Origin of the sequence: Streptomyces nidicola (genome assembly GCF_050106155.1) — a bacterium.
In the GTDB taxonomy this organism is placed as follows: Bacteria; Actinomycetota; Actinomycetes; order Streptomycetales; family Streptomycetaceae; genus Streptomyces.
The window spans coordinates 8,067,979-8,089,525 of sequence record NZ_JBNBPI010000001.1 but is presented as its reverse complement, the minus strand read 5'-3'; the positions used below and the strand labels follow the sequence as shown (position 1 = coordinate 8,089,525).

The following is a 21,547-nucleotide window of genomic DNA, read 5'->3' as shown; positions in this document are numbered from 1 at the left end:
TCGTGAACAGGGTTCGGAACTGGGCGGGTCGGGTTCGCAGCTGGCCGGGTCGAGTTCAGAGAGATGGCCGGGTCGGGTTCAGAGGTAGCCGGGGAACGGGTCGACGCCCATGAGCACCGCCCCCGCACCGTCGTACAGGCCCTCCTGGAGGAACGCGTGCTGCGGCACGACGGAGGCGTCCCGCAGATAGCGCTGCATCGGGCTGCCGTCCGCGATGGCCCGGATGCCCGCGAGCTGGTAGGCAGTGCGGGCGACGTCGAAGGAGTCCTGCGCGAGGGCCGTGGAGGCGAGCCGCAGCAGGCTCGCCTGGTGGGCGGAGGCCGGGTCGCCGCTCAGCACGGTCTCCCACACCTCTTCGGTGATCTCGTAGAAGAAGGCGCGTGCCGAGCGCAGCCGTGCCTCCGCCCGGCCCACCGCGATCCGGTACGCAGCCCGGTCGGCGGCGACAGGACCTCCGGTGTAACTGGCGCGCCCGCCCTCCGTGATGACCTGGTCGAGCGCGGCACGCGCCACGCCGAGGCCGACGACGGCGAGGACCTGCGCCGCGTACGGCACGGCCGGGTAGCGGTAGAGCGGTTCGTCGACGGTCGGCTCGCCGCCGCGGACGAAGGTCCACTCCTCGGGAACGACGACGCCGTCGACGGCCAGGTCGTGGCTGCCGGTGCCGCGCATCCCGATGACGTCCCAGTTCTCGACGATCTCGACGTCCTCGGGGCGCAGCACCGCGGTCCGCGGCCGGCCCGCCCGGTCCTCGCCGACCTTGATGCCGACGCCGAGGACGTCGGCGCCCTTGCAGCCGCTCGCGAACTTCCAGCGGCCCGAGACCCGGTAGCCGCCGTCGACCGGTTCGGCCGGCTGGACGGGGAACAGGCCGCCGGCGAAGGCGACATCGGGCCCGTCCGCGTACAGCTTCTTCTGGGTCTCCAGCGGCAGCGCCGCGAGATAGATCAGGGAGGAGCCGAAACTCGCGACCCAGCCGGCCGATCCGTCGACCACCGATATCCGCTCGATCAGGCGCAGGAATTCGGCCGGTGGCAGCGGTTCACCGCCGAAACGCCGGGGTGCGCTGGCGCGGTAGAGACCCGCCTTCTTGAATTCGGCGATCACGTCGCGCGGTACGTGGCGCCCGGCCTCGAATTCCGCCCTGCGCTCGGCCACCAGGTCCAGCACGTTGTCCAATGTCTGCGTCATGCGTCATTCCCCTGCCTGACCGGCGAGTTGATCGCTCGAACTCGTTTCACGGACAAAACTAGGCGCGGCCTTCCGCGCCAACAATTGGGAATCAGTAGGGACGTGTAGGGGATTTCCCTGATCGTTTACGAGCCGTTGCCCCGCAGCGGCAGCCTGAACCGGAAGACGGTGCCGCGCGGGGAGTTGGGGAACGCCTCGATCTCGCCGCCGTGGCGGGTGATGATGCGATGGCTCAGGGCGAGGCCGATGCCGTGGCCGTTGCCCTTCGAGGTGAACACGCCGTCGAAGATCCGCCCGTCCGACGATGCCGGCAGCCCACCGCCGGTGTCGCGCACCTCGACCTCCGCGAAGTCGGCTCCCCTGCGGGTGGCGATGGTGACCTCCCCCGGTTCGTCGGGCCAACGGGCCATCTCCTCGACGGCGTTGAAGGCGAGGTTCATGACGACCTGCCCGATGAGCACCTTCTCGCAGCTGACCGGCAGGCCCGCTTCCGTGCGTTCCCAGCGCACGGCGACCTGGTGCGCCCTGGCCCGTACGTCGACGAAGTACGCGCAGTCGGCGACGACGTCGCCCAGGTCGACGGAGCGTTTCGCGTCCTCCAGGCGCACCACATAGGCGCGCAGGCTCGACAGGATCGTGGTGGCGCGCTCCAGTTGGCGGGTGGCGTGGTCGAGGCCCCAGCGCAGCGAGCCGGGCTCCGGGGTGTCGTCGATGCGGCCGAGGGCGCCGGCGACGAAGTTGTGGGCGGCCGCGATGGGCTGGCTGACCTCGTGGGCGATGGCCATCGCCATGTCACCCATGGCGTTGTAGCGGGCCAGGTGGTTGAGGTACTGGGCGTCGCGCCGGTGTTCCTCCTCGGTGTGCACGGTGTCGGTGATGTCGTGGAAGAGGAGCAGCAGGCCGCGCAGGTCGTTCTCGATGTCGATGTACTGGCAGCGCGCGGCGAACCAGCGATCGGGGCCGTCACCCGCACCGTCGGGGACCGAGAGCCGGTAGCGGGTGTCGGTGGGCCGGCCCCCGCGCGAGGTGTCCTTCAGCACGTCGCGCAGGACGGCGCCGGAGTCGGCCGCGAGGAACTCAGTGAAGTCCGTGCCGAGCATGGCGTCGGGGTCCCGGTCGAGCAGGATGCCCGCGGACTCGCCCGCGAAGACGATCCGGCCGTCGTCGTCGAGCACCACGATGCCCTCGTCGAGGTTGCGCAGGAACGCCTGGAGCCTCGCCTCGGTGCGGGTCAGATCGCGGCGGGTTGCCTTCTCCTCGGCGATGTCGCGGAACTGCACCATGACGACGGGTCCGGCCGACAGTTCCACGCGCTTGGCGAGCGCCTCGCTGAGGATGTCGGTGCCGGTCTTCGACCGGTAGCACCACTCGATGCGGCTGCGGCCCTCGTCGGCGGCCCGTTGCAGCCAGGCGACGCCGATGTGCCGCGCGTACTGCGCCGCGTTGGAGCTCATGTCGGGTGCCTTGAGCGGCTTCAACTCGTCGAGGGTGAAGCCGAGCGCGGTGCGCGCGGCGGGGTTGGCCCACAGGATGTCCTTGGTGCGGGCGTCGTGCACCAGGACGCAGTGGTCGACGGCCTCGAAGAGGCGGACCAGGTCGGGGCAGGCGAGGTCGGCGGTGGCGGGCATCGGGCGTCACACCTCCTCGGGGCGCAGGCCGCAGCGCATCATGTCGCCGATGAGCGCGCCGAGGGTGTCGGCGTCCGTCTTCTCGCGGATGCGCGCCCGATGGGCGTCGACCGTCTTCAGGCTGATGCCGAGCTGCCGGGCGATCACCTTGCTGGGGACGCCCTCGACGACCTGGCGCAGGATCTCGCGTTCGCGCGGGCTGAGGTGGGTGATCCGCTCGCGCAGGGAGCGCTGCTCGGTCCGGCGCGCGTAGCGTTCGCCCGCCTCCCGCAGGGCGTTCTGAAGGATGTCGAGCAGCCGCTGGGGATCGTAGGGCTTCTCCAGGAAGTCGACGGCCCCGGCCTGAAGGGCGCGCACCGACATGGGGATGTCGCCGTGCGCGGACACGAAGACGATGGGCAGCGCCGCGCCCTGGGCGTTGAGGAGTTCCTGTACGTGGAATCCGCCGATGCCCGGCATGCGTACGTCGAGGACGAGGCATGCCGGGCGGTCCGGGTCGAAGGCGGCGAGGAAGGCGTCGGCGTCGGTGAACCACTCCGTCCTGATGTGCACGGACTCCAGCAACCAGGCCAGCGAGAGGCACAGTTGCTCGTCGTCGTCGAGCACGTAGACGAGGTCGGCCGCCGGTTCACCTGTCATGATTCCTCGCTTCCTTCGTGCGTACGTGCCTGGGCCCCGCCGCCCCGTCGCAGGCGGCCGAGGAGCACTCCCCCGGCGAACACCGCGACCACGGTCAGTTCCAGGATCAGCGCCGTGGTGCCGGACGCGGAGACCAGGGTGGTGAAGTTGCGCAGCGCCAGTACGGTCGCGCCGCACAGCAGGGCGATCGCGAGCAGTGGGGCGAGCATGGTGTGCCAGATCCTTTCATCGAGCCGGGTCCTGCGGAAGAACGCGATCACGGACACCGAGGTCAGCAGGTACAGCAGCATCAGGGCGAGCACGCTGACGCCGCCGCCCCAGGTCAGCAGCGTGAGCACCGGATCGGCCCCGGCGAGGGCGAACGGCACGACGAGGGCGGCGGCGAGCACCGTCTGCGTCAGGCTCGCCGCGTAGGGCGCCCCGTGCCGGTTGGTGCGGGCCAGCCCGCGGGGCAGCACACCGGCCTGGCCGAGGGAGTGGAAGTAGCGGTTGATCCCGTTGTGGAAGGCGACGACGCCCGCGAGCAGCGAACTGGCGAGCAGGATCTGCGTGACATCACCGGCCCAGCCGCCGAGCGTGTGCGTGAGGGGTGTGAGGACGACGGACGTGGCATCGCCCTCGCGCAGTGCGTCAAGTGCCGCGCCCTGCACCCGGTCCGCTCCGTAGTAGCTCACGATCATCCAGGAGACGAGGGCGAAGAACAGCGAGATCACCGCGACCGACACATAGGTGGCCCGGGGCACCGTGCGCGCGGGGTCCCGGGCCTCCTTCGCGTACAGGGCGGTCGACTCGAAGCCGAGGAGACAGCCGATCGCGAAGGTCAGCGCGACGCCCGGCGCGCCGGTGAAGAAGGCGGAGGGTGCGAACGAACCGGCGATGTCGAGGCCGTGCGGGCCGCCGCCGCCGAGGAGTTGGTGGCCCGCGAACAGCAGCAGCACCGAGGTCTCGGCGACGACGAGCACGGCGAGCAGGCGCGCCCCGAGCTCGATGTTGAGGGAGCCGAGCGCCTGCACGAGGAGCATCGTGGCGAGCGTCCACGCCCACCACGGCAGGTCGAGCGAGAGGTAGCGCTGTCCGAGTCCCTGCGCCACCACGCCGTACAGGCCGTAGAGCGCGGCCTGTGTCGCGCTGTAGCAGAGGATCGCGGCTTGCGAGGCGCCGACGCCGAGCGGCCGGCCGAGGCCGCGCGTCACGTACGCGTAGAAGGCGCCGGCGTCGGTCACGTGCCGGCTCATCGCGATGAACCCGACGGCGAACAGGCCGACCATGACGCCGACCACGAGATAGACGGCGGGCGCGGCGCCGCCGTTGCCGAGGCCGAGCGGGATGGGCAGGGTTCCCGCGACGCCGGTGAGGGGCGCCTGCGCGGACAGCACGAAGAACACCATGCCGGCCACGCCCACGGCGCCCTTGCGCAGCCGGGTGCGCGGTTCCGGTCCTGGGTCCTGGCCTGCGTCCTGTCCTTCATCCGGTCCTGCGGACTGCACGGTCACGAGGTCTCCTTGCGGCCGGAGTTCGGTGGGGTCGGGACGTACTGTGCGCGCGGTGGGCGGTGGCGGAGTGCGGGCGCGTGCATCCGTTTACGCCTTTGCATGCACGCAGGTGCCGACTACGTTGATCCAAAGTCCTCCGGCGGGTGGAGCGCAGCATGCCTTCGTACGTGAGCACCGACGGCGTCGCCCGGGACGACCGCTTCGACCACTGGGCGCAGCAGATGTCGCACGTGTTCGGCGGCCTCGACACCCGGCCGGTCGCGGCGGGCGCCTTCCACGGCACGGCCACCTGCGACGCGCTGGGGCAGCTGCTGCTCGGCTCCATCAGCGCGGGGCCGCTGCGGGTGCGGCGCACGGAGCGGCTGGCGGCGCGGAGCGAGGACGACCACTACAAGGTGGCCCTCCAGGTCGCGGGCACGTGTGTCGTCGAACAGGACGGCGCGCAGGGGTCGTTGGGCCCCGGCGACCTCGCGATCTGCGACACCACGCGCCCGTACGCGTTCCGCTACGACACCGCCTTCCGCACCGTGCTGATGCTGGTGCCGCGGGCGATGCTGCCGGTGCGGCCGGAGGCGGTGCGCGGTCTCACGGCGCGCCCACTGACCGGGGAGAGCGGGGCGGCGGCCGTGGTGGGTCCCTTCCTGCGCTCGCTCGGCGAGCAGGCCAGGACCTGCGCCGGGCCGGCGGCGGCGGGCCTCGCGGACGGGGCGGCGTCCCTGATGACGGCGCTGGTCTCGGAGCGCCTCGACCGTGCGGCGCCCGCGGAGCCGGGGCACGCGATGATGCTGCGGATCCGCGCGCACATCGACAGCCGCCTCCCGGACCCCGGCCTCACCCCGGACTCGATCGCCGAGGCGCACGGGATCTCCCGCCGCTATCTGTTCAAGCTGTTCGCCGCGGAGGACCTGACGGTCGCGGGCTGGATCCGGACGCGCCGACTGGAGCGGTGCGCGCGGGACCTGGCCAATCCGGCGGCGGTCCGACAGCCCATCGGCATGATCGCCGCGCGCTGGGGGCTGCTGGACGGCCGCCACTTCAGCCGGGTGTTCAAGACGGCGTACGGCCGGACGCCGCGCGACTTCCGCCGCCACGCGCTCGCGGGGCCGGCGGCGTAGTCGCGCCCGTCACGCGGTCAGCGACGTGGGGATCGAGTGGAACCGGCGGCGGAAGTAGACCAGCGCGCCCGCCCCGTCCTCCCCGACGAGCACCCGCTCCGCCTCGATGAACATCACGGTGTGCGAACCCTGTTCGGCGGTGCCGGTGACGCGCCCGACGACCGAGGCGGCGGAGCCCTTGAGCACCGGCACATCGGCGATGGTGTGGTCCCATACGTCGCCGCAGGCCGCGAAGCGTTCCTCGGCGGGCACGCCGCCCGCGAAGGCCTTGGCGACGTCGGCGTGGTCGGGGCCGAGGACGTTGACGCAGACCCGCCCGTTCTCCGTGAACAGGTCGTGGCTGCGGCTCGACCGGTTGATGCAGACGAGCATGGTGGGCGGGTCGTCGGTGACGGAGCAGGCCGCGCTCACCGTGATGCCGGCGCGTCCGCGCGGTCCGTCCGTGGTGACGATGTTGACGCCTGCGGAGAGGTTCGCCATCGCGTCACGGAACGATCGTTGGTTCGAGGTGAGTTGGTCCGCCGCTGCCCTGCGAGTCACGGGTGTCATGGCTGTCACCGTAGGGCGCGGCAGGTGGCCCGCGATATTGAGAGTTCCTTCGGTCCCCTTAAGGATTTCCCCTATGCCTTGGCTCCCCGCAGGGCTGACACTCCGCCAAGACCTGACCCCGGACTCACCGGTGCTCCCCTGACGATCCGGTCAGTCGGCGAGCGCGCCCATCGGGTCCCAGGCGGGCAGCACGATCGGCGGCTCGTCGAGGGCGGCGGAGAGCTCCGGCGGAAGCGCGGAGCGGCGGACCGCGACCTCGAAGACGTGCTCGCCGAACCACGAGTCGTTCATGGTCCAGAAGCCCTTGTCGGCCTTCTCCTCGCCCCAGCTGTTCTCGACCCGCCAGCGGCGCGGCACGCCGTCCACCACGTCGACGCCGGTGAAGAGCATCGCGTGGGTCATCTGGGTCTCGTGGTGGAGGAGCCGGTCGGCCTTGTCGAGCTCGAACGACGCGTCGTAGACGGACTCGTAGTCGAAGAGCTCGGCGTCCCAGATGCCGAGGTCGGGGCGCATCTGCTGGGCGACGTCGCAGCCGAACCAGACGGGCTCGCCGCTCACGACGGCCTCCATGGTGAGCCGCTTGAGCAGGTCGATGTCCGCGTTGAGGTAGACCACGGGCGGGGCCTCGACGATATTGCCCAGGTGCTCGACGGTGAAGGTGCGTCCCGCCGGGCTCGACTCGCGCGGGTCGTGGACGAGGCACACGTACTCGTCGAGCGGTATCTGTACGTACGCCTCGGCGAACTCGGTCGGTGTCATCCAGCCTTCGCGGTGGAACTCCTGGTCCTTGTCCCGCCACTGCCACAGGAACGTCTGCGGCGGTGTGCCGAGGTGGATGCTGAGCACGCGGTGGACGGCGCCGAGCACCTCCGCCTTGCGGGCCCGCTGCGCCTCCGCACCCTCGACCGCGGCGCGCCGCAGATCACGGGCGCCCTGCCGCAGCAGACTCATCAGGGCCCGGTTCATGGGTCCGGTCGCCGACGAGCTCTCGGTCTCCGGCATCGCCGACTTGGGCACCAGGCCGTGCTTGGCGACCAGCGCCACGAACATGTTCCACTGCCCGCCGTCGCTGATCGGGTCGCCGAGCAGATGCGCCACCGTACGGTCGTCGACGTCGCGGTCGGAGGTGTCGATGACGCTCTCGAGGAAGTGGTTCGCGCGCTCGAACTTGTCCCACCACAGCACATAGTTCTGGGAGAACTCGAAGTCCTTCACGCCGAGCTTCTCCGCGGCGCCGACGCGCAGCAGATTGAGCCCCGCGAACATCCAACAGCGGCCGCTGCGCTTCTGGTTGGTGACCTTCCAGTCGTCCAGGTGGTGCGAGACCGAGTGGTCGATGGCGGTGACGATCCGCCGGTCCAGGGCTATGTCGTCCACCGTCGTCTGCGTCACGGCGTTCTGCATCAGCCGGTTCGCGGGGCGGGCGGCGAACTCCTTCTCGTAGGCCTCGAGTTGGGCCGGAGTGAGACTGCGGTCGCTGTCGGCCGGAGCGTCGGTGGTCTGAGAGGTGTGGGCATGTCCGAGCGTCACAGTGTCCGCTTCCCATTCTTGAATCGGCCCCGTGCTCGCACGGGGCCTGGGCAGGTAAAAGGGGCAACGCGCTTTCACCGTCGCACGGCCGTTCTACCCAGTCAACGGACCGGCGTTCATGGTCGTCGCTCCACCACTCGACCCTCGGCTCAACCCTCCCTACGTTGTCCTGCGGGAGGCGGTGAGCCCTTCGTATGGTTCACCCACCCAGGGGCTCCGGGTGTGGCTTTCAACCTTCTGCCGCTTGTGGCTTCCATCGATGGGCCGCCCGCTGCTGTCGCGACGCGTCGCAGAGCTACCGCGGCGAGGGCAAGACCGACGTCAAGGACGCCGCCGTCATCGCAGACCAGGTCCGCGTCCGCCGGGACCTGCACCCCTTGCGCACCGGCGACGACACCGTCAGACCAGGCAGAACTCGTTACCTTCCGGGTCTGCCATCACCACGTGATCCGGCCTGCCCTGCAACTCGTCCTCGCGGACCACGGTCGCGCCCGCAGCGGTCAACCGCTCCACCGCCTCGACCACGCGCGGCCAGCGCACCTCCCACGGGGTTTCACGGCCGCCACCAACTTGCACGTCGATATGCAGCCGGTTCTTCGCCACCTTCGGCTCCGGCACCTTCAGGAAGGACAAGGTGGGGCCCACGCCGTCCGGATCTGAGAGGTACGCCCCGTCATCCCACTCGTCCTCCGGAACCTCATGATGCGAGAACCACTCCTCCCAGCTCCCGAACCCTGCGGGCGCGGGCTTCTCCTCGTAGCCCAACGCCAGCGCCCAGAACGCGGCCAGCTTCCCCGGGTACGCGCAGTCGATCGTCAAGCTCCACTTGGTCCCCATGAGCCCTCCCCAGTCGGATGAACGGACTGTACTGCGCTCCTCCGACACCTCCTGCCCGCTGCCTCGAGCGTGCGCCGCGGCTTGACAAACGGCATTAGGAATCGACGTCCTGCGGATACCACCGCAGTTCGACGGTGTTCCCGTCCGGGTCCTTCACGTACACCGACTGCGCCTGCCCCCGCGCACCCCACCGCGGCACCGGCCCCTCCAGAACCTCGAACTCCCCCGAGTCGATGACCTCCTGCCAGTCCAGCGGGTCGACGACCAGACAGAAGTGATCGACGTTCGACGCGACCCGCTCGGTGGCGAACAGGTCGATGACCGTGCTGTCGTCGATCCGCACGGACGGAAACGGCACCTTCCCCGCCCGCCACTCCTCCACCCTCTCGGGCGCGAGCCCCAGTTGGCCGGCGTAGAACTCCAGCGACTTGTCGACATCGGCCACGTTCAGCACCAGGTGATCGAGAGCTTTGACTCGCATGGGTACGGTCCCCGTTCCTGTCGGTTGCGCGGTCATGAACTGCCTAGCCCAGCAGCACCCCGACGGCAAGGGCTACTCGCCGGGAGGAACGAGACGCGCGGAGTCGATCAGGTGGTCGTCGAGGACATGCCCGTCGGGGGCGAAGCCGAGGCCGGGGGCGTCGGACAGGCGGGTCACGGGCTCCCACGCCTGGGCCTCGTGCAGCCGCACCGGCCAGGTCACGAGCGGGACTTCGAGGCGCGTGGCGGGCTGGTACGCGGCCAGGTACTGGGCGGTGGCGAGGGTGGCCGGTCCGAAGGCGAAGTTGTGCGGCACGACGCGTACGCCGTGTGTCCTCGCCAGCAGGCCGACCTCGAGGAGGCCGCTGATGCCGCCGATCTTCGAGACGCTGGGCTGCGCCACGTCGCAGGCCCGGAGCGCGAAGAGCGCGGCGAAACCGGCGGGCCCCGAGGCGTTCTCGCCGGTCGCGACCGGGACGCCGGTGGCCCGCAGCCGGGCGAGGGCGGCCGCGTCGTCCGGCGGGAAGACCGGCTCCTCCAGCCAGGTCAGGTCGAGGTCCCGCAGCCGTTGCGTCCAGCGCTCGGCCTCGTCCGGTATCCAGGGGCAGTTGACGTCCACCATGAGCTCGACGCCGTCCGGCAGCACGGCGCGCGCGGCGGCGATCGCCTCGTACTCGGTCTCGTGCAGCTTGATCCCGCGGAACCCCTGCTCCGCTGCGTACTTCGTGCGGCGGGCGACCTCCTCCGGCTCGTTGTCGTACACCATGAGGCTGGCGTACGACTCGACCTGGTCGGCGGCGTGCGAGTTGAGCAGTCGGCGCAGCGGAAGTCCGGCGCGCTGCGCGGCGAGGTCCCACAGGGCGATGTCGATCCCCGACTGCGCGAACAGCACGGGCCCCGCACGGCCGAAGGCGTGCAGCGCGTAGTCCGCCTGCGGCGCCGCGCCGGGGCGGGCCGGCGTGCCGAGGTACAGCGGGCCGACCAGGTCGCGCAGCGCGGCGAACGTCACCGGGTTCACGGCGTGCCCGAACGCCTCGCCCCAGCCGGTCCGCCCGTCGGAGTCGACGACCTTCACCAGCAGGCACTCCATGCGCTCCACCGACGCGGCGGCCGCGTTCAGTGTCGTGTCCCCCGCGATGGTGGGGCGCCGGCGCCCGCTGTCGTAGGGGATGGCCACGCGCAGAATGTCGATCGACTCGATGATCGGCGGCGCGTCGTCCAACGTCATTGCTGCTGATCTCCGTCCGTCGACTTCCGCCGGGCGTCGGCGTCGGCCGCGGGGGCCCTCTGGAAGGGAGTCACTGGGGGTTGAGAGGACGCTACGGCTGCGGGTGATTCGCGTCCAACACTCTTTCTGGATCTCGCGATACCCACGGCACATCAATCCCGCGGACCCAGGCACCTCCTTCACCCCACCCTTAATGTACGTACAACTTGAGCCAGATCACCTTCAGCCGCTTGTACGTCAGCGGCCGAGCGCTCTAGCGTAGATGTACGTACATTCACGGGAGGGATTCCCTTGGTGACCACACAGCACCACCGGACGGTGATCGTGGGCGGCGGCTCCGCCGGCATCTCGGTCGCGGCGCGGCTCCGTCGGGCCGGCGAGCGGGACGTCGCGGTCCTCGACCCGAGCGAGCGGCACTACTACCAGCCGCTGTGGACGCTGGTCGGTGGCGGACGGGCGCCGCTGAAGGAGAGCGTCCGGCCGCAGAAGTCCGTGATACCCAAGGGCGTCCGGTGGATCCGGCGCGCCGCGGTCGCCATCGATCCGGACGCCCAGGAGGTGACCCTCGACGACGGCGGTGTCGTGCACTACGACCACCTCGTGGTCTGCGCCGGCATCCAGCTGGACTGGGACGGCGTGCCCGGCCTCGCGGACGGACTCGGCCAGAACGGGCTCTCCAGCAACTACCTTCCGCACACCGCGCCCGCGACCTGGCGTTTCATCCGCGAGACCCGCTCGGGCAGCGCCGTGTTCGGCATGCCGCCCGGAGCCATCAAGTGCGGCGGCGCCCCGCAGAAGATCGCCTACCTCGCCGCCGACCACTGGCGCCGGGAGGGCGTTCTCGGCCGGATGGACATCCACCTGGTGCTTCCGACGGACACCATCTTCGGTGTTCCCGAGTTCGCGCGGGTCTTGGAGGGCGTGGCCCGCCGGTACGGCATCCACGTCCACTACGGCAGCGAGGTCACCGAGGTCCGTCCCGAGGCCCGCGAGGTCGTCGTCAGCGACATCGGTACGGGGAGCAAGAGGCCCCTCCCGTACGACATGGCTCATCTCGTACCACCGCAGAGCGCCCCGGACTGGATCAAGCGCAGCCCGCTCGCGGACGCCTCCCATCCGGCCGGCTACGTCGAGATCGACAAGCACACGATGCGGCACGTCCGGTACCCCAACATCTGGGCCCTCGGCGACGCCGGTTCCTCGCCCAACTCCAAGACCGGCGCGGCCGTGCGCCAACAGGCGCCCGTGGTCGTCGAGAACCTGCTCGCGACGGCGCACGGTCGGGAGCCGCTCGCCGTCTACAACGGCTACTCCTCGTGCCCGCTGACCACGGCCCGCAACAAGATGCTGCTCGCCGAGTTCGACTACAGCGGGCGGCCCGCCCCGTCGATCCCGCTGATCGACACGGTCCGCGAGCGCACCGACATGTGGTACCTCAAGCGGCACGGTCTGCCGTTCCTGTACTGGAACCTCATGCTCCGCGGGCTCGCGTGACCAGCACGCCTCCCCCGAGCAGCGCCATCACCCGGGAGCCCGCCATGCCCAAGGAGTCCGTCATGCCTCAGGAATCCGTCACCCACGACGGCACAGGACCGCTCACCCACGACGGCACCGGGCCGCTCATACACGACGGCACCGGGCCGCTGATATTCGTGCAGTTCTACCTCGACTGCCTCTCGCACGCCTCGTACCTCATCGGCGACCGCACCACGGGCCGCGCCGTCGTGGTCGACCCCCAGCGCGATGTCAACGAGTACCTCGCCACCGCCGCACACCACGGCCTCACCATCGAGCGCGTCATCGAGACCCACGTCCACGCCGACTTCCTCTCCGGCCACCTGGAGCTGGCCGAACGCACCGGCGCTCCCATCTCCTACGGCTCCGCCGCCGACGTCGGCTTCGACACCGACCCCCTCGCCGACGGCCAACACCTCGGCCTCGGTGAGGTCGACCTCCAGATCCTGCACACCCCCGGACACACCCCGGAGTCGGTCTGCGTCGTCGTGCGCGAGCACGCGGCCGACCCCGTCCCCTACGGCGTCCTCACCGGCGACACCCTGTTCATCGGCGACGTGGGCCGCCCCGATCTGCTCAGCGCACGCGGCCGGTCGGCCGAGGACATGGCCCGCTCCCTCTACCGCTCCACCCGCGAGCGCCTGCTCACCCTCCCCGACGAGACCCGCGTCTTCCCCGCGCACGGGGCCGGCTCCGCCTGCGGCAAGAACCTGTCGGCCGAGCTGAGTTGCACGCTCGGCACCCAGCGCCTCAGCAACTACGCCCTGGCCGACATGTCCGAGGACGCGTTCGTCGAGGTCGTGACATCCGGCCAGTCGGCGGCGCCCGCCTACTTCTCGTTCACGTCCGAGCGCAACCGCGAGGCACGTCCGGTGCTCGACGAGGACGCCCCCGTCCCCGCGCTCACCCCGGACGCCGCACGACGGGCCGTCGCCGACGGCGCGACCGTCCTCGACACCCGGGCCCCCGACTCCTTCGCCGCCGCGCACCTGCCCGGCTCGGTCAACGTTCCGCTCGGCGGCCGGTTCGCCGAACTCTGCGGCGAGGTGCTCCCGGCCGGGGCCGACCTCGTCGTGTGCGGGGACCCCGGCACGGCGGGCGAGGCCCGCAACCGCCTCGCCCGCATCGGATACGACCGGGTCCTCGGCGCCCTGCCCGCCGACTCCCTGAGCGCCGAGCACATGACGTCGACGCCCCGAGTGGAGGCGGCAGCCCTCGCCGCCCGCCTCACCGAAGCCACCCGCCCCTTCATCCTGCTGGACGTACGCGGGCCCGGCGAGATCCACGACACCGGCACGCTCCCGGTCGCCCGCACCATTCCACTGCCCGAACTCGTGGCGCGCATCGGCGAGTTGGCGCCGCTTCGGGATCAGCCGCTCATCGTGTTCTGCGCCAGTGGCAACCGGTCGTCCGTGGCCGCCTCCGTGCTCCGGTCCCGCGGCTTCGAAGCCGACGACCTGCGCGGCGGCTTCGCCGCATGGCACGGACCGGTCGAGCATCCGGCCGACGGGGGCGGCGTCCCCGCGTGAACACCCTGATCCTCGCGGTGCTCTGCGGCGCCGTGGTCGGCCTGGCCCTCGGCGGGCTGGGTGGCGGCGGTGGCGTGCTCGCGGTGCCGGCCCTCGTCTACCTGCTGGGCGTCGATCCGGCCGACGCGGGCACCACGAGCCTGGTCATCGTCACCGTCACCTCCGCCACGGCCCTCGCCCGGCACGCGGGCACCGGAACCGTGCGCTGGCGGACCGGCGTCCTGTTCGCGGCGGTCGGCGCGGTGCCGACCGTCGGGGCGTCGATGCTCGCGCACCGGCTGCCGCAGAACCTGCTGACCGGGGCGTTCGCCGTCCTGGCCGGGGTGGCGGCGGCGGTGATGCTGCGCGGCATCCGCACCCGTGAGGAGGCGCCGGTGCGGGCGGCGGCGGGGCCCGCCCCCGTCCTCGTACAAGTACGAGAGTCAGAAGCGAAGGTCACCGCTACCACCGAGGCCGGCCGGGCAGGCCCGCTACGGACCGCCGGGGCAGGGGCCGGGCTCGGCGCGGTGACCGGGCTGCTGGGGGTGGGCGGCGGATTCCTCGCCGTACCCACCCTGGTGTCCGTGCTGCGGCTGCCGATGCGGGTGGCCGTCGGCACCAGCCTCGTCGTCACCCTCCTCAACTCGCTCATCTCCCTCACCACGCGCCTGACGGCCGAGGGCAGCTCCATCGATCCCGCGGTGCTCGGCCCCTTCGTCGGCGCCGCGATCCTCGGCGCGTGGGACGCCAGGCGGCTGGCGGCCAAGCTGTCGGGGCCGACGCTGCAGCGCGCGTTCGCGGTCCTGCTGCTCGCGACGGCCGCGTTCATGCTGGTGGACGCCTTCGTGTGAGCGCGCCCAGGGGTTTGCACCGACTCCGTAAATCGACGAGCATGCATCCCGTGCCCACCAGCAGCTCACAGTCCGGCCCCCGTCCGCTCACCCGGTCCAAGGGCAAGCCGCTGTGGTCCCAGCTCCGCGCCGACCTGTTGCGGCGACTCGAGGACGGCGAGTTCCGGGACGTCTTCCCCGGTGAGCACGACCTCGTCGCCGAATACCAGGTCAGCAGGCACACCGTCCGCGAGGCGCTGCGCACGCTGCGCGCGGAGGGCCTGGTCACGGCGCAGCGGGGCAGGGTGTCACGGTTCGCGGCGAGCCGGCCGCTGGAGCAGAAGGTCGGCGAGGCGTACAGCCTCTTCCGCTCCGTCGAGGAGGTCGGCGCCGTCCAGCGCAGCGTGGTCCGGCGCCTCGACGAGCGTGCCGACGGTGTCATCGCCGCCCGCCTCGGCCTGGAGGAGTCCACTCCCCTCGTCCACCTCGAACGCCTGCGGCTCGCCGACGGGGAGCCGCTCGCCGTCGACCGCGTGTGGCTCCCGGCGGACGTGGCCCGCCCGCTCCTGTCGGTCGACTTCACGCACACGTCGCTCTACGACGAGCTGGAGCGCCACTGCCGTACGCACATCAGCGGCGGCTGGGAGCGGATCCGGGCCGTGGTGCCGACCCGCGCGGAGCGCACGCTGCTCGACTGCGCCGAGTCCACCGCGCTGTTCGCGATCGACCGGCTCGGTCACGACGCCGCCCACCGCCAGGTCGAGTGGCGCCAGACCCTGGTCCGCGCGGACCGTTTCGCCGTGGCCGCCGCGTTCTCGGCCGACGACGGCTACCGGCTGGGCGGGCCGGTACCGACGCCCTGACGGGCCGCTTCGAGGGCTGGTGTCTTCGAAGGCTCACGCCTTCAGGGGCTCAGAGGCCGCACGCTAGCCAACTCCCTTACTACCGAGGCTCGGTGGGGTCCAGTCGTGATGCCGGAGGATCATGCGTACGGCAGCGCGGGAGGGCGTCAGACGCATCGCGGTGTTGCGCAGGGCGACGGGCAGCGGGTGGGCGAGCTGCTGCCCCATCCGTCCGGCCTGGCGCGCGGCGCGGGCGACGGCCTGGCTGCGGGGCCGGCGTTCGGCGTCGTACCGGGCGAGCGCGGCCTCCACGGTGGGCTCGGAGCCGAGGGCGGCGGCCAGGGTGACCGCGTCCTCCAGCGCTTGGCAGGCCCCCTGCCCCAGGTTCGGCGTCATGGCGTGCGCCGCGTCACCGAGCAGTGCTACGGAGCCGATGACATACGAAGGGAGCGGCGTACGCAGCTCGTTGACGTCGTGGTGCAGCACGTCGCCGGGGTTCGTCGAATCGAGCAACGCCCGAATCGGCTCGTGCCAGGTGCTGAACCGACGGCGCAGCTCGCCCAACGGATCGTCGAACCGCACACCGGTGGGGAGATTGAGCACCGCGTGCCATTCGGCGCGACCGTCGGGGAAGGCGATGTGCCCGAACTCGGCGCCGCGCCCCCAGGTCAACTCGAAGTCGGTGCGGAGCTCGACCGCCTGCTCGGTGATGGCACGCAAAACGGCCGAACCACTGTGAACGGGCCCGGGATGAGCAGGAAGAAGGAGCCCCCGAACCTTGCTGCCGACCCCATCGGCCGCCACGATGACATCAGCTTCCAGAACCGTGTCGCCGCACTCGACCCGCACCCCCTCGGGACCGCACTGCCGGACCACCCTGGCCTCCTGCCCGACGAGCAGTACCTCGACTGGCAAGGCGGCGCGCAACAACCGATGCAAGGTGGCACGCGGGATCCCCATGATGGGTGTGCCGACCGCCTTCTCCAGCGCGGCACCGTCCATCCGGGCGAGCCAGCGGCCGTCCGGTGTGCGCGTACCTCCGGTGTACTGCCCCCGCGAGGCCGCCCGCACCGCCTCCCCCACGCCGAGTTCGTCCAGCGCCCGGAGCCCGTTGGCGGCCAACGAGATGCCTGCACCCACGTCGTCGAGCTCCACCGCACGCTCGACGACCATCACCTCCCAGCCGACACGACGCAGCCCGATAGCAGCAGCAAGCCCGCCGATTCCGCCCCCGACGACGACCGCACGCTTCCCCATACCGAGCCCCTCCCCCACTCCATCTTCTACACCTGTAGAAGCCGAACCCTACCCGCCCCTCTACAGGTGTAGAAAAGAGACATGGCAACACCGCGCAAGACACCGGACCGCCGCACGGATGAACTCACGGATGAACTCACGGGTGAACTCACGGACCGCCGCACCCTCCTCGCAGACGCGGCACTCGACGTACTCGCCGACGAAGGCATCCGCGGGCTCACCCACCGCGCGGTGGACCGCCGAGCGGCACTGCCGACAGGCACCACATCGGCGTACTTCCGCACCCGGGCCGCCCTGCTCACCGGCCTGGTCACCCGCCTCGTCCAACTCGACCAGGCGGAACTGCAGTCGACGGCGGAGCAACTCGCCCCGCTGCACACCGCCGACGACGTCGTGACCGGCATGACACTCCTGGCCCGCCAACGCCTCACCGGCGAGGGCCGCCGCCGCTCGCTGGCCCGCTACGCCTGCGCCGTCGAGAGCGTGCGCGACCCGGAACTGCGGGAGATCCTCGTCCCCCGCGAGAACGCCGGCCGCGAAGCGGTTCGCACGTTCCTCACCGCACACGGCGCCCCAGACGTCGAGACCCGCACGCACACGCTGCTGTCCTGCATCGACGGCCTGATCTTCGACCGCCTCGTGAGCGGCGGCGAGGTACCACGCGAGGCCCTGGAAGGGCTCGTGACAGCGGCCCTGCGGTAGGCACTACCCGCGTGTCGCCCGCCGCACCGAACGCGGCCGGTACTCCACCACCGTCAGCGCCAACGACACGTACCGTTCGACGAGTTCGTCGGGGGTCACCTCGCCGTCGGTGCGGTACCACTGGGCGATGGCGTTGCACATGGCGATGACCGCGCGGCGGGCGTCGTCGGGGTGCGGGGTCAGGAACACGCCGTCGGCGACGCCGCGTTCGATGACCTCGCGGAACTGTTGCGTGCCGCGTTCCTCGTTCTTGCGGTAGCGGGCGAGGTGTTCGGGTTCCAGGCTGCGGCCCTCGGTCAGGACGATGCTGCTCTTGACCGGGTGCTCGATGCGGAACTGCACCGTCGCGGTGACCAGGGCCTCCAGCTGCTCCGCGGGGTCGTCGCCGGCCTCTTCGAGGGCGGTGCCGCAGGCGCCGAAGTAGGCGTCGAGGCCCTCTTCGAGGATCGCGACGAGCAGGTCCTGCTTGCCCTTGTAGTAGTAGTACAGCGCGGACAGGCTGACTCCGGCACGCTTCGCGATGTCGCGGATCGACGTGGCCCCGTAGCCCTGCTCGGAGAACTCTTCGCGGGCGGCCTCGATGATGGCCTTGTGACCTGCGGGTCGAGTGGACACGATGCTCCGATCTGCTGGGCCGCCCGGTCCGTCCACCGCAACTGAACATTCGTACAACCGGCGACGGAGCCGTCATCGTAGCGCCGCGTGTCCTCGGCGCCGAGCCCGCAGTGGAAGTCGGGCGACGGGTGCAGGAAGCACACACCCTGCACCTGCCGCCCGGGGGTGCTCGTGCACCGCGCCTAACGAACGTTAAGTCGCGGTGCACGGCTCGAACCGGTCAGTCCGTGATCTCGATGTGGCCGTTCGCCGACGCGGCGCCGGCCGGCTCGGCCTGCTTCGGGGCAGGCACCGTCGCACTCTTCGCCCCGGTGATGTTCTTCAGCAGCGCGGCGAGGTCAACACCCGTGGTGGAGTTGAGGAGTTCGACGCCCTGGGCGACGTTGTCGGCGACCGTGCGGGACAGCTGGCTCGCCCCGTCCGTGGAGATCACCGTCATCTTGTCGACGGCGGCCAGCGGTTCGGACGCCTTGGCGACGACCTGCGGCAGCACCTCGACCAGCATCTGGAGCACGGCCGCGTCGCCGTACTGCCGATACGCGTCGGCCTTCTTCTGCATGGCCTCGGCCTCCGCGGCCCCCTTCGCCCCGATCGCCGCCGCCTCGGACTCACCCTCCAGACGGACGGCGTCCGCGAGCGCGGCGCGGTGCGCCTTCTCGCCCTCACCGGTCAGGCGGGCCCGCTGGGCGTCCGCCTCGGCCTGCTTGACCAGACCGATCCGGCGGGCCTCGGCCTCCTGCTCGGCCTGGTAGCGGGCGGCGTCGGCGGGCTTGCGGACCTTCGTGTCCAACTCCCGGTCGGTCAGGGCGGCTTGACGCTGGGCGACCTTCTCCTGCTCGGTCAGCACCTCCTGCTGCCGGGCCGCGTCGGCGAGCGGACCCGCGGCGTTCGCCTGCGCGGCGGCCCGGTCGGTCTCCGCCTTGATCTCGGCCTGCTTCAGCGCGAACGTGCGCTGCGCGATCGCGATCTCCTCCTCGGCCTTCAGCCGCGCCTGCTCGGAAGCACGGCGCGCGACGGCCTCGGCGATGTCGGCCTCCTGCTTGGCGCGGGCGGCCTCGGGCCGGCCCAGGTCCTCCAGGTAGGAGCCCTCGGTGGTGATGTCCTGGATCTGGAACGCGTCCAGGACCAGGCCCTGTCCGGACAGTGACGCCTCCGCCTCCTCGGCGACCTGCCCGGCGAACGCGGCCCGGTCGCGGATGACGTCCTCCACCGACATCCGCCCGACGATGGAGCGCAGCGCGCCGGACAGCACTTCCTGCGTGAAGCCGACGATGCCGTCCTGCTGCATCAGGAAGCGCTGGGCGGCGGCCCGGATCGAGTCCTCGGTGCCGCCGACCTTGACGATCGCGACGCCTTCGAGGTTCGCCTTCACCCCGCGCAGGGTGACCGCGCCGCGCACCGCGACGGGGATGTGCCGCGAGGACAATTCGAGCGTGAACTTCTGCTGCACGAACGGGACGACGAAGACGCCGCCGCCGACCACGACCTTCTGGCCGCTGTTGTCGGTGATGACGTGACCCGTCTCCGGATCGGTGGACTTCTTGCCGCGCCGCCCGGTGACGATGAACGCCTCGCTGGGACCGGCGACCTTGTAGCGGGTGATGACGACGAGCGCCAGCAGGACCAGGAGTACGACGACTCCGGCCACGGCGATGGTGACAGGGCTCATGATGGTTTCCCCCTCTGCCCCTCGCCTCCCGGGAGAGGGAGACGGCAGTCGGTTTCGTAATGGTTCGTACGGCTGTCAGGCCAGGTCAGCCGTCAGCGGTAGCGGTAGCGGTAGCGGTAGCGGTAGCGGTCAGTCGTCAGCTGTCAGCGGTCGACCGCGCGGACCTCGACCGAGGTCGGCGACAGGATGTCCGCCACCCACACCTCGGCCCCGCGGGCGACCGCGATCGCGCTCTTCGCCGAGAACTTCGTCGGCTGGCCCGCGAGTTGCAGCAGCACCTCGCCGTATCCGTCGACCGGGATGGCGGTCACCACGGTGCCCGCGCTGCCGACGAGGTCGTCGCCGCGGGGTGTCACCGCGGTCTGGTCCAGCATCAGCGCGCGGGTCAGCTTCCACGTCAGCCAGCCGGCGCCGCCCCCCGCGACGGCACCGACGGCGGTGGCGGGACCGGCACCGAGGTCGGTGGTGCCGAGCACGATCGCGCCGCCGAACCCGAGCATCGACACGAAGCCCGCGATCACGGGCAGCGACAGCAGTCCGTCGAAGAGCCCGTCCAGGGCCCCGACCCCGTCGAACAGCCCCTCCAGGACCCCGTCCAGCACCAGGGACAGCACGAGCAGCACCACTCCCGCGATACCGAGGCCGAGAAACCACGTCATGCCACTCGCCCCCTCGTCAGACCCTGTTCGGCTTGCCTGCCACGGATGTTGTCATGGGCAACCACTTCACGTAACTGCCGGTTTCCGGCAATCTTTACGCGATTTTGATGCCTGCCTGCTCATCCGTTAAGAATGCGGAGGAACAGGGAGCACACGGCATCACACGGCATCACACATGGGGGTGGGCATGGCGTCGCAGCAGGACGTTCCCGACGAGTATCTGGACGGGTACGTCCACGCGGTGGCCGACGCCTCCGCCACCGGACGCCGGCTGACCCGGGACGAACTCGACGCGCGCCGCGCGCTGGGCGAGCGCGCCGCGGAGGCCGGGCTCGGGCTGCGGGCCCTGGTCGCCGCCCACCTCGCGCGGACGCACACCGGCAACATAGGCACCAGGGTGACGGTCGACGCCGTCGTGACAGCAAGCGCCCAGGCCATCGACGCGTTCGCCGAGGGCTACGAGCGCGCGCAGCGGCAGACCATGCGCCGGGAAGAGGCGGCCCGCCGCGAGTTCATCGACGACCTGCTCTACGGCCGCAGCGACCTGGGCAAACTCGCCGAACGCGCCGAGCGTTTCGGGCTGCGGCTGTCCGGCGAGCACGCGATAGCGGTGGCCCGCGGCGACGGCGCGTACGAGGAGGGCGACACCGTCGCGCGCGAGATCGAACGCGCGGTGATCGCCCGCTTCGGCAACCGGAACATCCTGCTGACCACCAAGGAAGGGCGGCTCGTCTGCATCGCCCCCGGCGACCAGAGCGAGGTCCTCACCTACTTCGCCAAGCAGGCGTACGCCGCCGTCGAGGGAAGCCAGGTCGCCATCGGCCGCCCGCAGTCGGGCCCGGGCGGCGTCGTCCAGTCCTACGAGGAGGCGCTGAGCGCACTGGACCTGGCCACCCGCCTCGGCCTCGACACCCCGGTGCTGCGCTCGGCCGACCTCCTCGTCTACCCCGTCCTCACCCGCGACCGGCAGGCCATGACCGACCTGGTCCACCACACGCTCGGGCCGCTGAACCAGGCACGGGGCGGCGCCCAGCCGCTGGTCGACACGCTCATGGCGTACTTCGACGCCGGCTGCGTGTCGGCTGAGGCGGCACGCCAACTTTCGCTCAGCGTACGGGCGTTCACGTATCGCCTCGCCCGTATCCACCAGCTCACCGGCATCGACCCGGCGGTCCCGGCCGACCGCTACACGTTGCAGACCGCGGTGATCGGCGCCCGCCTCCTGGACTGGCCTGCGGACGCCGCCTGACACGACTCCTC

20 protein-coding genes and 1 pseudogene are annotated in these 21,547 nt (G+C 71.1%); 8 read left to right on the top strand and 13 right to left on the bottom strand.

The annotated features are described in order from the left end of the window. Positions 1–78 precede the first annotated feature (78 nt). From ACOKM3_RS36525 to ACOKM3_RS36510, 4 genes are all read right to left on the bottom strand, one after another. Positions 79–1,191 (bottom strand): acyl-CoA dehydrogenase family protein, encoded by a 1,113-nt coding sequence (locus ACOKM3_RS36525; RefSeq protein ID WP_426905539.1) that lies wholly within the window; start codon positions 1,189–1,191, stop codon positions 79–81. Positions 1,192–1,316: 125 nt separating this feature from the next. After that, complete coding sequence (locus tag ACOKM3_RS36520) at positions 1,317–2,819, bottom strand: PAS domain-containing sensor histidine kinase (RefSeq protein WP_426905538.1); 1,503 nt, start codon at positions 2,817–2,819, stop codon at positions 1,317–1,319. A gap of 6 nt (positions 2,820–2,825) precedes the next feature. Then, positions 2,826–3,458 carry a response regulator transcription factor gene (locus tag ACOKM3_RS36515; protein WP_426905537.1) on the bottom strand — a complete coding sequence of 211 codons (633 nt, stop codon included), beginning with the start codon at positions 3,456–3,458 and terminating at the stop codon, positions 2,826–2,828. Continuing rightward, the gene (locus tag ACOKM3_RS36510; protein WP_426905536.1) at positions 3,455–4,951 is read right to left on the bottom strand and encodes an APC family permease; all 1,497 of its coding nucleotides are present in this window, start codon (positions 4,949–4,951) and stop codon (positions 3,455–3,457) included. Before ACOKM3_RS36510 ends, ACOKM3_RS36515 begins: the two co-directional genes overlap by 4 nt. Before the next feature lie 155 nt (positions 4,952–5,106). Here ACOKM3_RS36510 and ACOKM3_RS36505 point away from each other — a divergent pair, with 155 nt between their 5' ends. Continuing rightward, positions 5,107–6,066 carry an AraC-like ligand-binding domain-containing protein gene (locus ACOKM3_RS36505; protein ID WP_426905535.1) on the top strand — a complete coding sequence of 320 codons (960 nt, stop codon included), beginning with the start codon at positions 5,107–5,109 and terminating at the stop codon, positions 6,064–6,066. A 9-nt stretch (positions 6,067–6,075) separates the two neighbouring features. Here the strand turns inward: ACOKM3_RS36505 and ACOKM3_RS36500 are convergent, their stop codons facing one another. Then, positions 6,076–6,615: a flavin reductase gene (locus tag ACOKM3_RS36500; protein ID WP_426905534.1), complete on the bottom strand. Its 540-nt coding sequence runs from the start codon at positions 6,613–6,615 to the stop codon at positions 6,076–6,078. A gap of 150 nt (positions 6,616–6,765) precedes the next feature. Next, complete coding sequence (locus tag ACOKM3_RS36495) at positions 6,766–8,145, bottom strand: C1 family peptidase (RefSeq protein ID WP_426905533.1); 1,380 nt, start codon at positions 8,143–8,145, stop codon at positions 6,766–6,768. A gap of 284 nt (positions 8,146–8,429) precedes the next feature. On the opposite strand from ACOKM3_RS36495, the pseudogene ACOKM3_RS36490 reads away from it, so the two are divergent. Then, positions 8,430–8,546 (top strand): annotated as a pseudogene (locus tag ACOKM3_RS36490) (IS110 family transposase); the annotation flags it as partial. Here the strand turns inward: ACOKM3_RS36490 and ACOKM3_RS36485 are convergent. From ACOKM3_RS36485 to ACOKM3_RS36475, 3 genes are all read right to left on the bottom strand, one after another. Beyond that, entirely contained in the window at positions 8,545–8,982 is a 438-nt protein-coding gene (locus ACOKM3_RS36485) for a VOC family protein (protein WP_005474438.1), read from the bottom strand. The pseudogene ACOKM3_RS36490 and the gene ACOKM3_RS36485 sit on opposite strands and share 2 nt — an antisense overlap. 94 nt (positions 8,983–9,076) lie before the next feature. Beyond that, a complete protein-coding gene (locus tag ACOKM3_RS36480; protein ID WP_426905532.1) occupies positions 9,077–9,463 on the bottom strand; it encodes a VOC family protein in 387 nt (128 codons plus the stop codon). Between the two features lie 72 nt (positions 9,464–9,535). Beyond that, positions 9,536–10,690 carry a mandelate racemase/muconate lactonizing enzyme family protein gene (locus ACOKM3_RS36475; protein WP_426905531.1) on the bottom strand — a complete coding sequence of 385 codons (1,155 nt, stop codon included), beginning with the start codon at positions 10,688–10,690 and terminating at the stop codon, positions 9,536–9,538. Positions 10,691–10,981: 291 nt separating this feature from the next. On the opposite strand from ACOKM3_RS36475, the gene ACOKM3_RS36470 reads away from it, so the two are divergent. The 4 genes from ACOKM3_RS36470 to ACOKM3_RS36455 all read left to right on the top strand — a co-directional run bounded on the left by ACOKM3_RS36470 (position 10,982) and on the right by ACOKM3_RS36455 (position 15,406). Then, positions 10,982–12,184, top strand: a complete 1,203-nt coding sequence (locus ACOKM3_RS36470) for an NAD(P)/FAD-dependent oxidoreductase (protein ID WP_426905530.1) — start codon at positions 10,982–10,984, stop codon at positions 12,182–12,184. Between the two features lie 62 nt (positions 12,185–12,246). Next, on the top strand, positions 12,247–13,734 hold the full coding sequence (locus ACOKM3_RS36465) for an MBL fold metallo-hydrolase (RefSeq protein ID WP_426905529.1): 1,488 nt from the start codon (positions 12,247–12,249) through the stop codon (positions 13,732–13,734). Further along, a complete protein-coding gene (locus tag ACOKM3_RS36460) occupies positions 13,731–14,564 on the top strand; it encodes a sulfite exporter TauE/SafE family protein (RefSeq protein ID WP_426905528.1) in 834 nt (277 codons plus the stop codon). The genes ACOKM3_RS36465 and ACOKM3_RS36460 overlap by 4 nt, the downstream gene beginning before the upstream one ends. 41 nt (positions 14,565–14,605) lie before the next feature. Then, the gene (locus ACOKM3_RS36455; protein ID WP_426905527.1) at positions 14,606–15,406 is read left to right on the top strand and encodes a GntR family transcriptional regulator; all 801 of its coding nucleotides are present in this window, start codon (positions 14,606–14,608) and stop codon (positions 15,404–15,406) included. A 63-nt stretch (positions 15,407–15,469) separates the two neighbouring features. On the opposite strand, the gene ACOKM3_RS36450 is transcribed toward ACOKM3_RS36455, so the two are convergent. Beyond that, positions 15,470–16,642 carry an FAD-dependent monooxygenase gene (locus ACOKM3_RS36450; RefSeq protein WP_426905526.1) on the bottom strand — a complete coding sequence of 391 codons (1,173 nt, stop codon included), beginning with the start codon at positions 16,640–16,642 and terminating at the stop codon, positions 15,470–15,472. Positions 16,643–16,723: 81 nt separating this feature from the next. Between ACOKM3_RS36450 and ACOKM3_RS36445 the strand changes: the two genes are divergently transcribed. After that, complete coding sequence (locus tag ACOKM3_RS36445; protein ID WP_426905525.1) at positions 16,724–17,344, top strand: TetR/AcrR family transcriptional regulator; 621 nt, start codon at positions 16,724–16,726, stop codon at positions 17,342–17,344. 3 nt (positions 17,345–17,347) lie between these two features. Here the strand turns inward: ACOKM3_RS36445 and ACOKM3_RS36440 are convergent, their stop codons facing one another. From ACOKM3_RS36440 to ACOKM3_RS36430, 3 genes are all read right to left on the bottom strand, one after another. Continuing rightward, the gene (locus ACOKM3_RS36440; RefSeq protein ID WP_426905524.1) at positions 17,348–17,959 is read right to left on the bottom strand and encodes a TetR/AcrR family transcriptional regulator; all 612 of its coding nucleotides are present in this window, start codon (positions 17,957–17,959) and stop codon (positions 17,348–17,350) included. Positions 17,960–18,179: 220 nt separating this feature from the next. Next, positions 18,180–19,628 carry a flotillin family protein gene (locus ACOKM3_RS36435; protein ID WP_426905523.1) on the bottom strand — a complete coding sequence of 483 codons (1,449 nt, stop codon included), beginning with the start codon at positions 19,626–19,628 and terminating at the stop codon, positions 18,180–18,182. A 143-nt stretch (positions 19,629–19,771) separates the two neighbouring features. Beyond that, the gene (locus ACOKM3_RS36430) at positions 19,772–20,287 is read right to left on the bottom strand and encodes a hypothetical protein (protein ID WP_426905522.1); all 516 of its coding nucleotides are present in this window, start codon (positions 20,285–20,287) and stop codon (positions 19,772–19,774) included. A gap of 187 nt (positions 20,288–20,474) precedes the next feature. Here ACOKM3_RS36430 and ACOKM3_RS36425 point away from each other — a divergent pair, with 187 nt between their 5' ends. Then, on the top strand, positions 20,475–21,536 hold the full coding sequence (locus ACOKM3_RS36425; protein ID WP_426905521.1) for a PucR family transcriptional regulator: 1,062 nt from the start codon (positions 20,475–20,477) through the stop codon (positions 21,534–21,536). The last annotated feature ends 11 nt before the right edge of the window (positions 21,537–21,547 follow it).

Bases quoted from the DNA above. Each gene is read 5' to 3' on its own strand.
- ACOKM3_RS36525 (WP_426905539.1), bottom strand. From the start codon at position 1,191: ATGACGCAGACATTGGACAACGTGCTGGACCTGGTGGCCGAGCGCAGG.
- ACOKM3_RS36520 (WP_426905538.1), bottom strand. From the start codon at position 2,819: ATGCCCGCCACCGCCGACCTCGCCTGCCCCGACCTGGTCCGCCTCTTC.
- ACOKM3_RS36515 (WP_426905537.1), bottom strand. From the start codon at position 3,458: ATGACAGGTGAACCGGCGGCCGACCTCGTCTACGTGCTCGACGACGAC.
- ACOKM3_RS36505 (WP_426905535.1), top strand. From the start codon at position 5,107: ATGCCTTCGTACGTGAGCACCGACGGCGTCGCCCGGGACGACCGCTTC.
- ACOKM3_RS36500 (WP_426905534.1), bottom strand. From the start codon at position 6,615: ATGACACCCGTGACTCGCAGGGCAGCGGCGGACCAACTCACCTCGAAC.
- ACOKM3_RS36485 (WP_005474438.1), bottom strand. From the start codon at position 8,982: ATGGGGACCAAGTGGAGCTTGACGATCGACTGCGCGTACCCGGGGAAG.
- ACOKM3_RS36480 (WP_426905532.1), bottom strand. From the start codon at position 9,463: ATGCGAGTCAAAGCTCTCGATCACCTGGTGCTGAACGTGGCCGATGTC.
- ACOKM3_RS36475 (WP_426905531.1), bottom strand. From the start codon at position 10,690: ATGACGTTGGACGACGCGCCGCCGATCATCGAGTCGATCGACATTCTG.
- ACOKM3_RS36465 (WP_426905529.1), top strand. From the start codon at position 12,247: ATGCCTCAGGAATCCGTCACCCACGACGGCACAGGACCGCTCACCCAC.
- ACOKM3_RS36455 (WP_426905527.1), top strand. From the start codon at position 14,606: ATGCATCCCGTGCCCACCAGCAGCTCACAGTCCGGCCCCCGTCCGCTC.
- ACOKM3_RS36450 (WP_426905526.1), bottom strand. From the start codon at position 16,642: ATGGGGAAGCGTGCGGTCGTCGTCGGGGGCGGAATCGGCGGGCTTGCT.
- ACOKM3_RS36445 (WP_426905525.1), top strand. From the start codon at position 16,724: ATGGCAACACCGCGCAAGACACCGGACCGCCGCACGGATGAACTCACG.
- ACOKM3_RS36435 (WP_426905523.1), bottom strand. From the start codon at position 19,628: ATGAGCCCTGTCACCATCGCCGTGGCCGGAGTCGTCGTACTCCTGGTC.
- ACOKM3_RS36430 (WP_426905522.1), bottom strand. From the start codon at position 20,287: ATGACGTGGTTTCTCGGCCTCGGTATCGCGGGAGTGGTGCTGCTCGTG.
- ACOKM3_RS36425 (WP_426905521.1), top strand. From the start codon at position 20,475: ATGGCGTCGCAGCAGGACGTTCCCGACGAGTATCTGGACGGGTACGTC.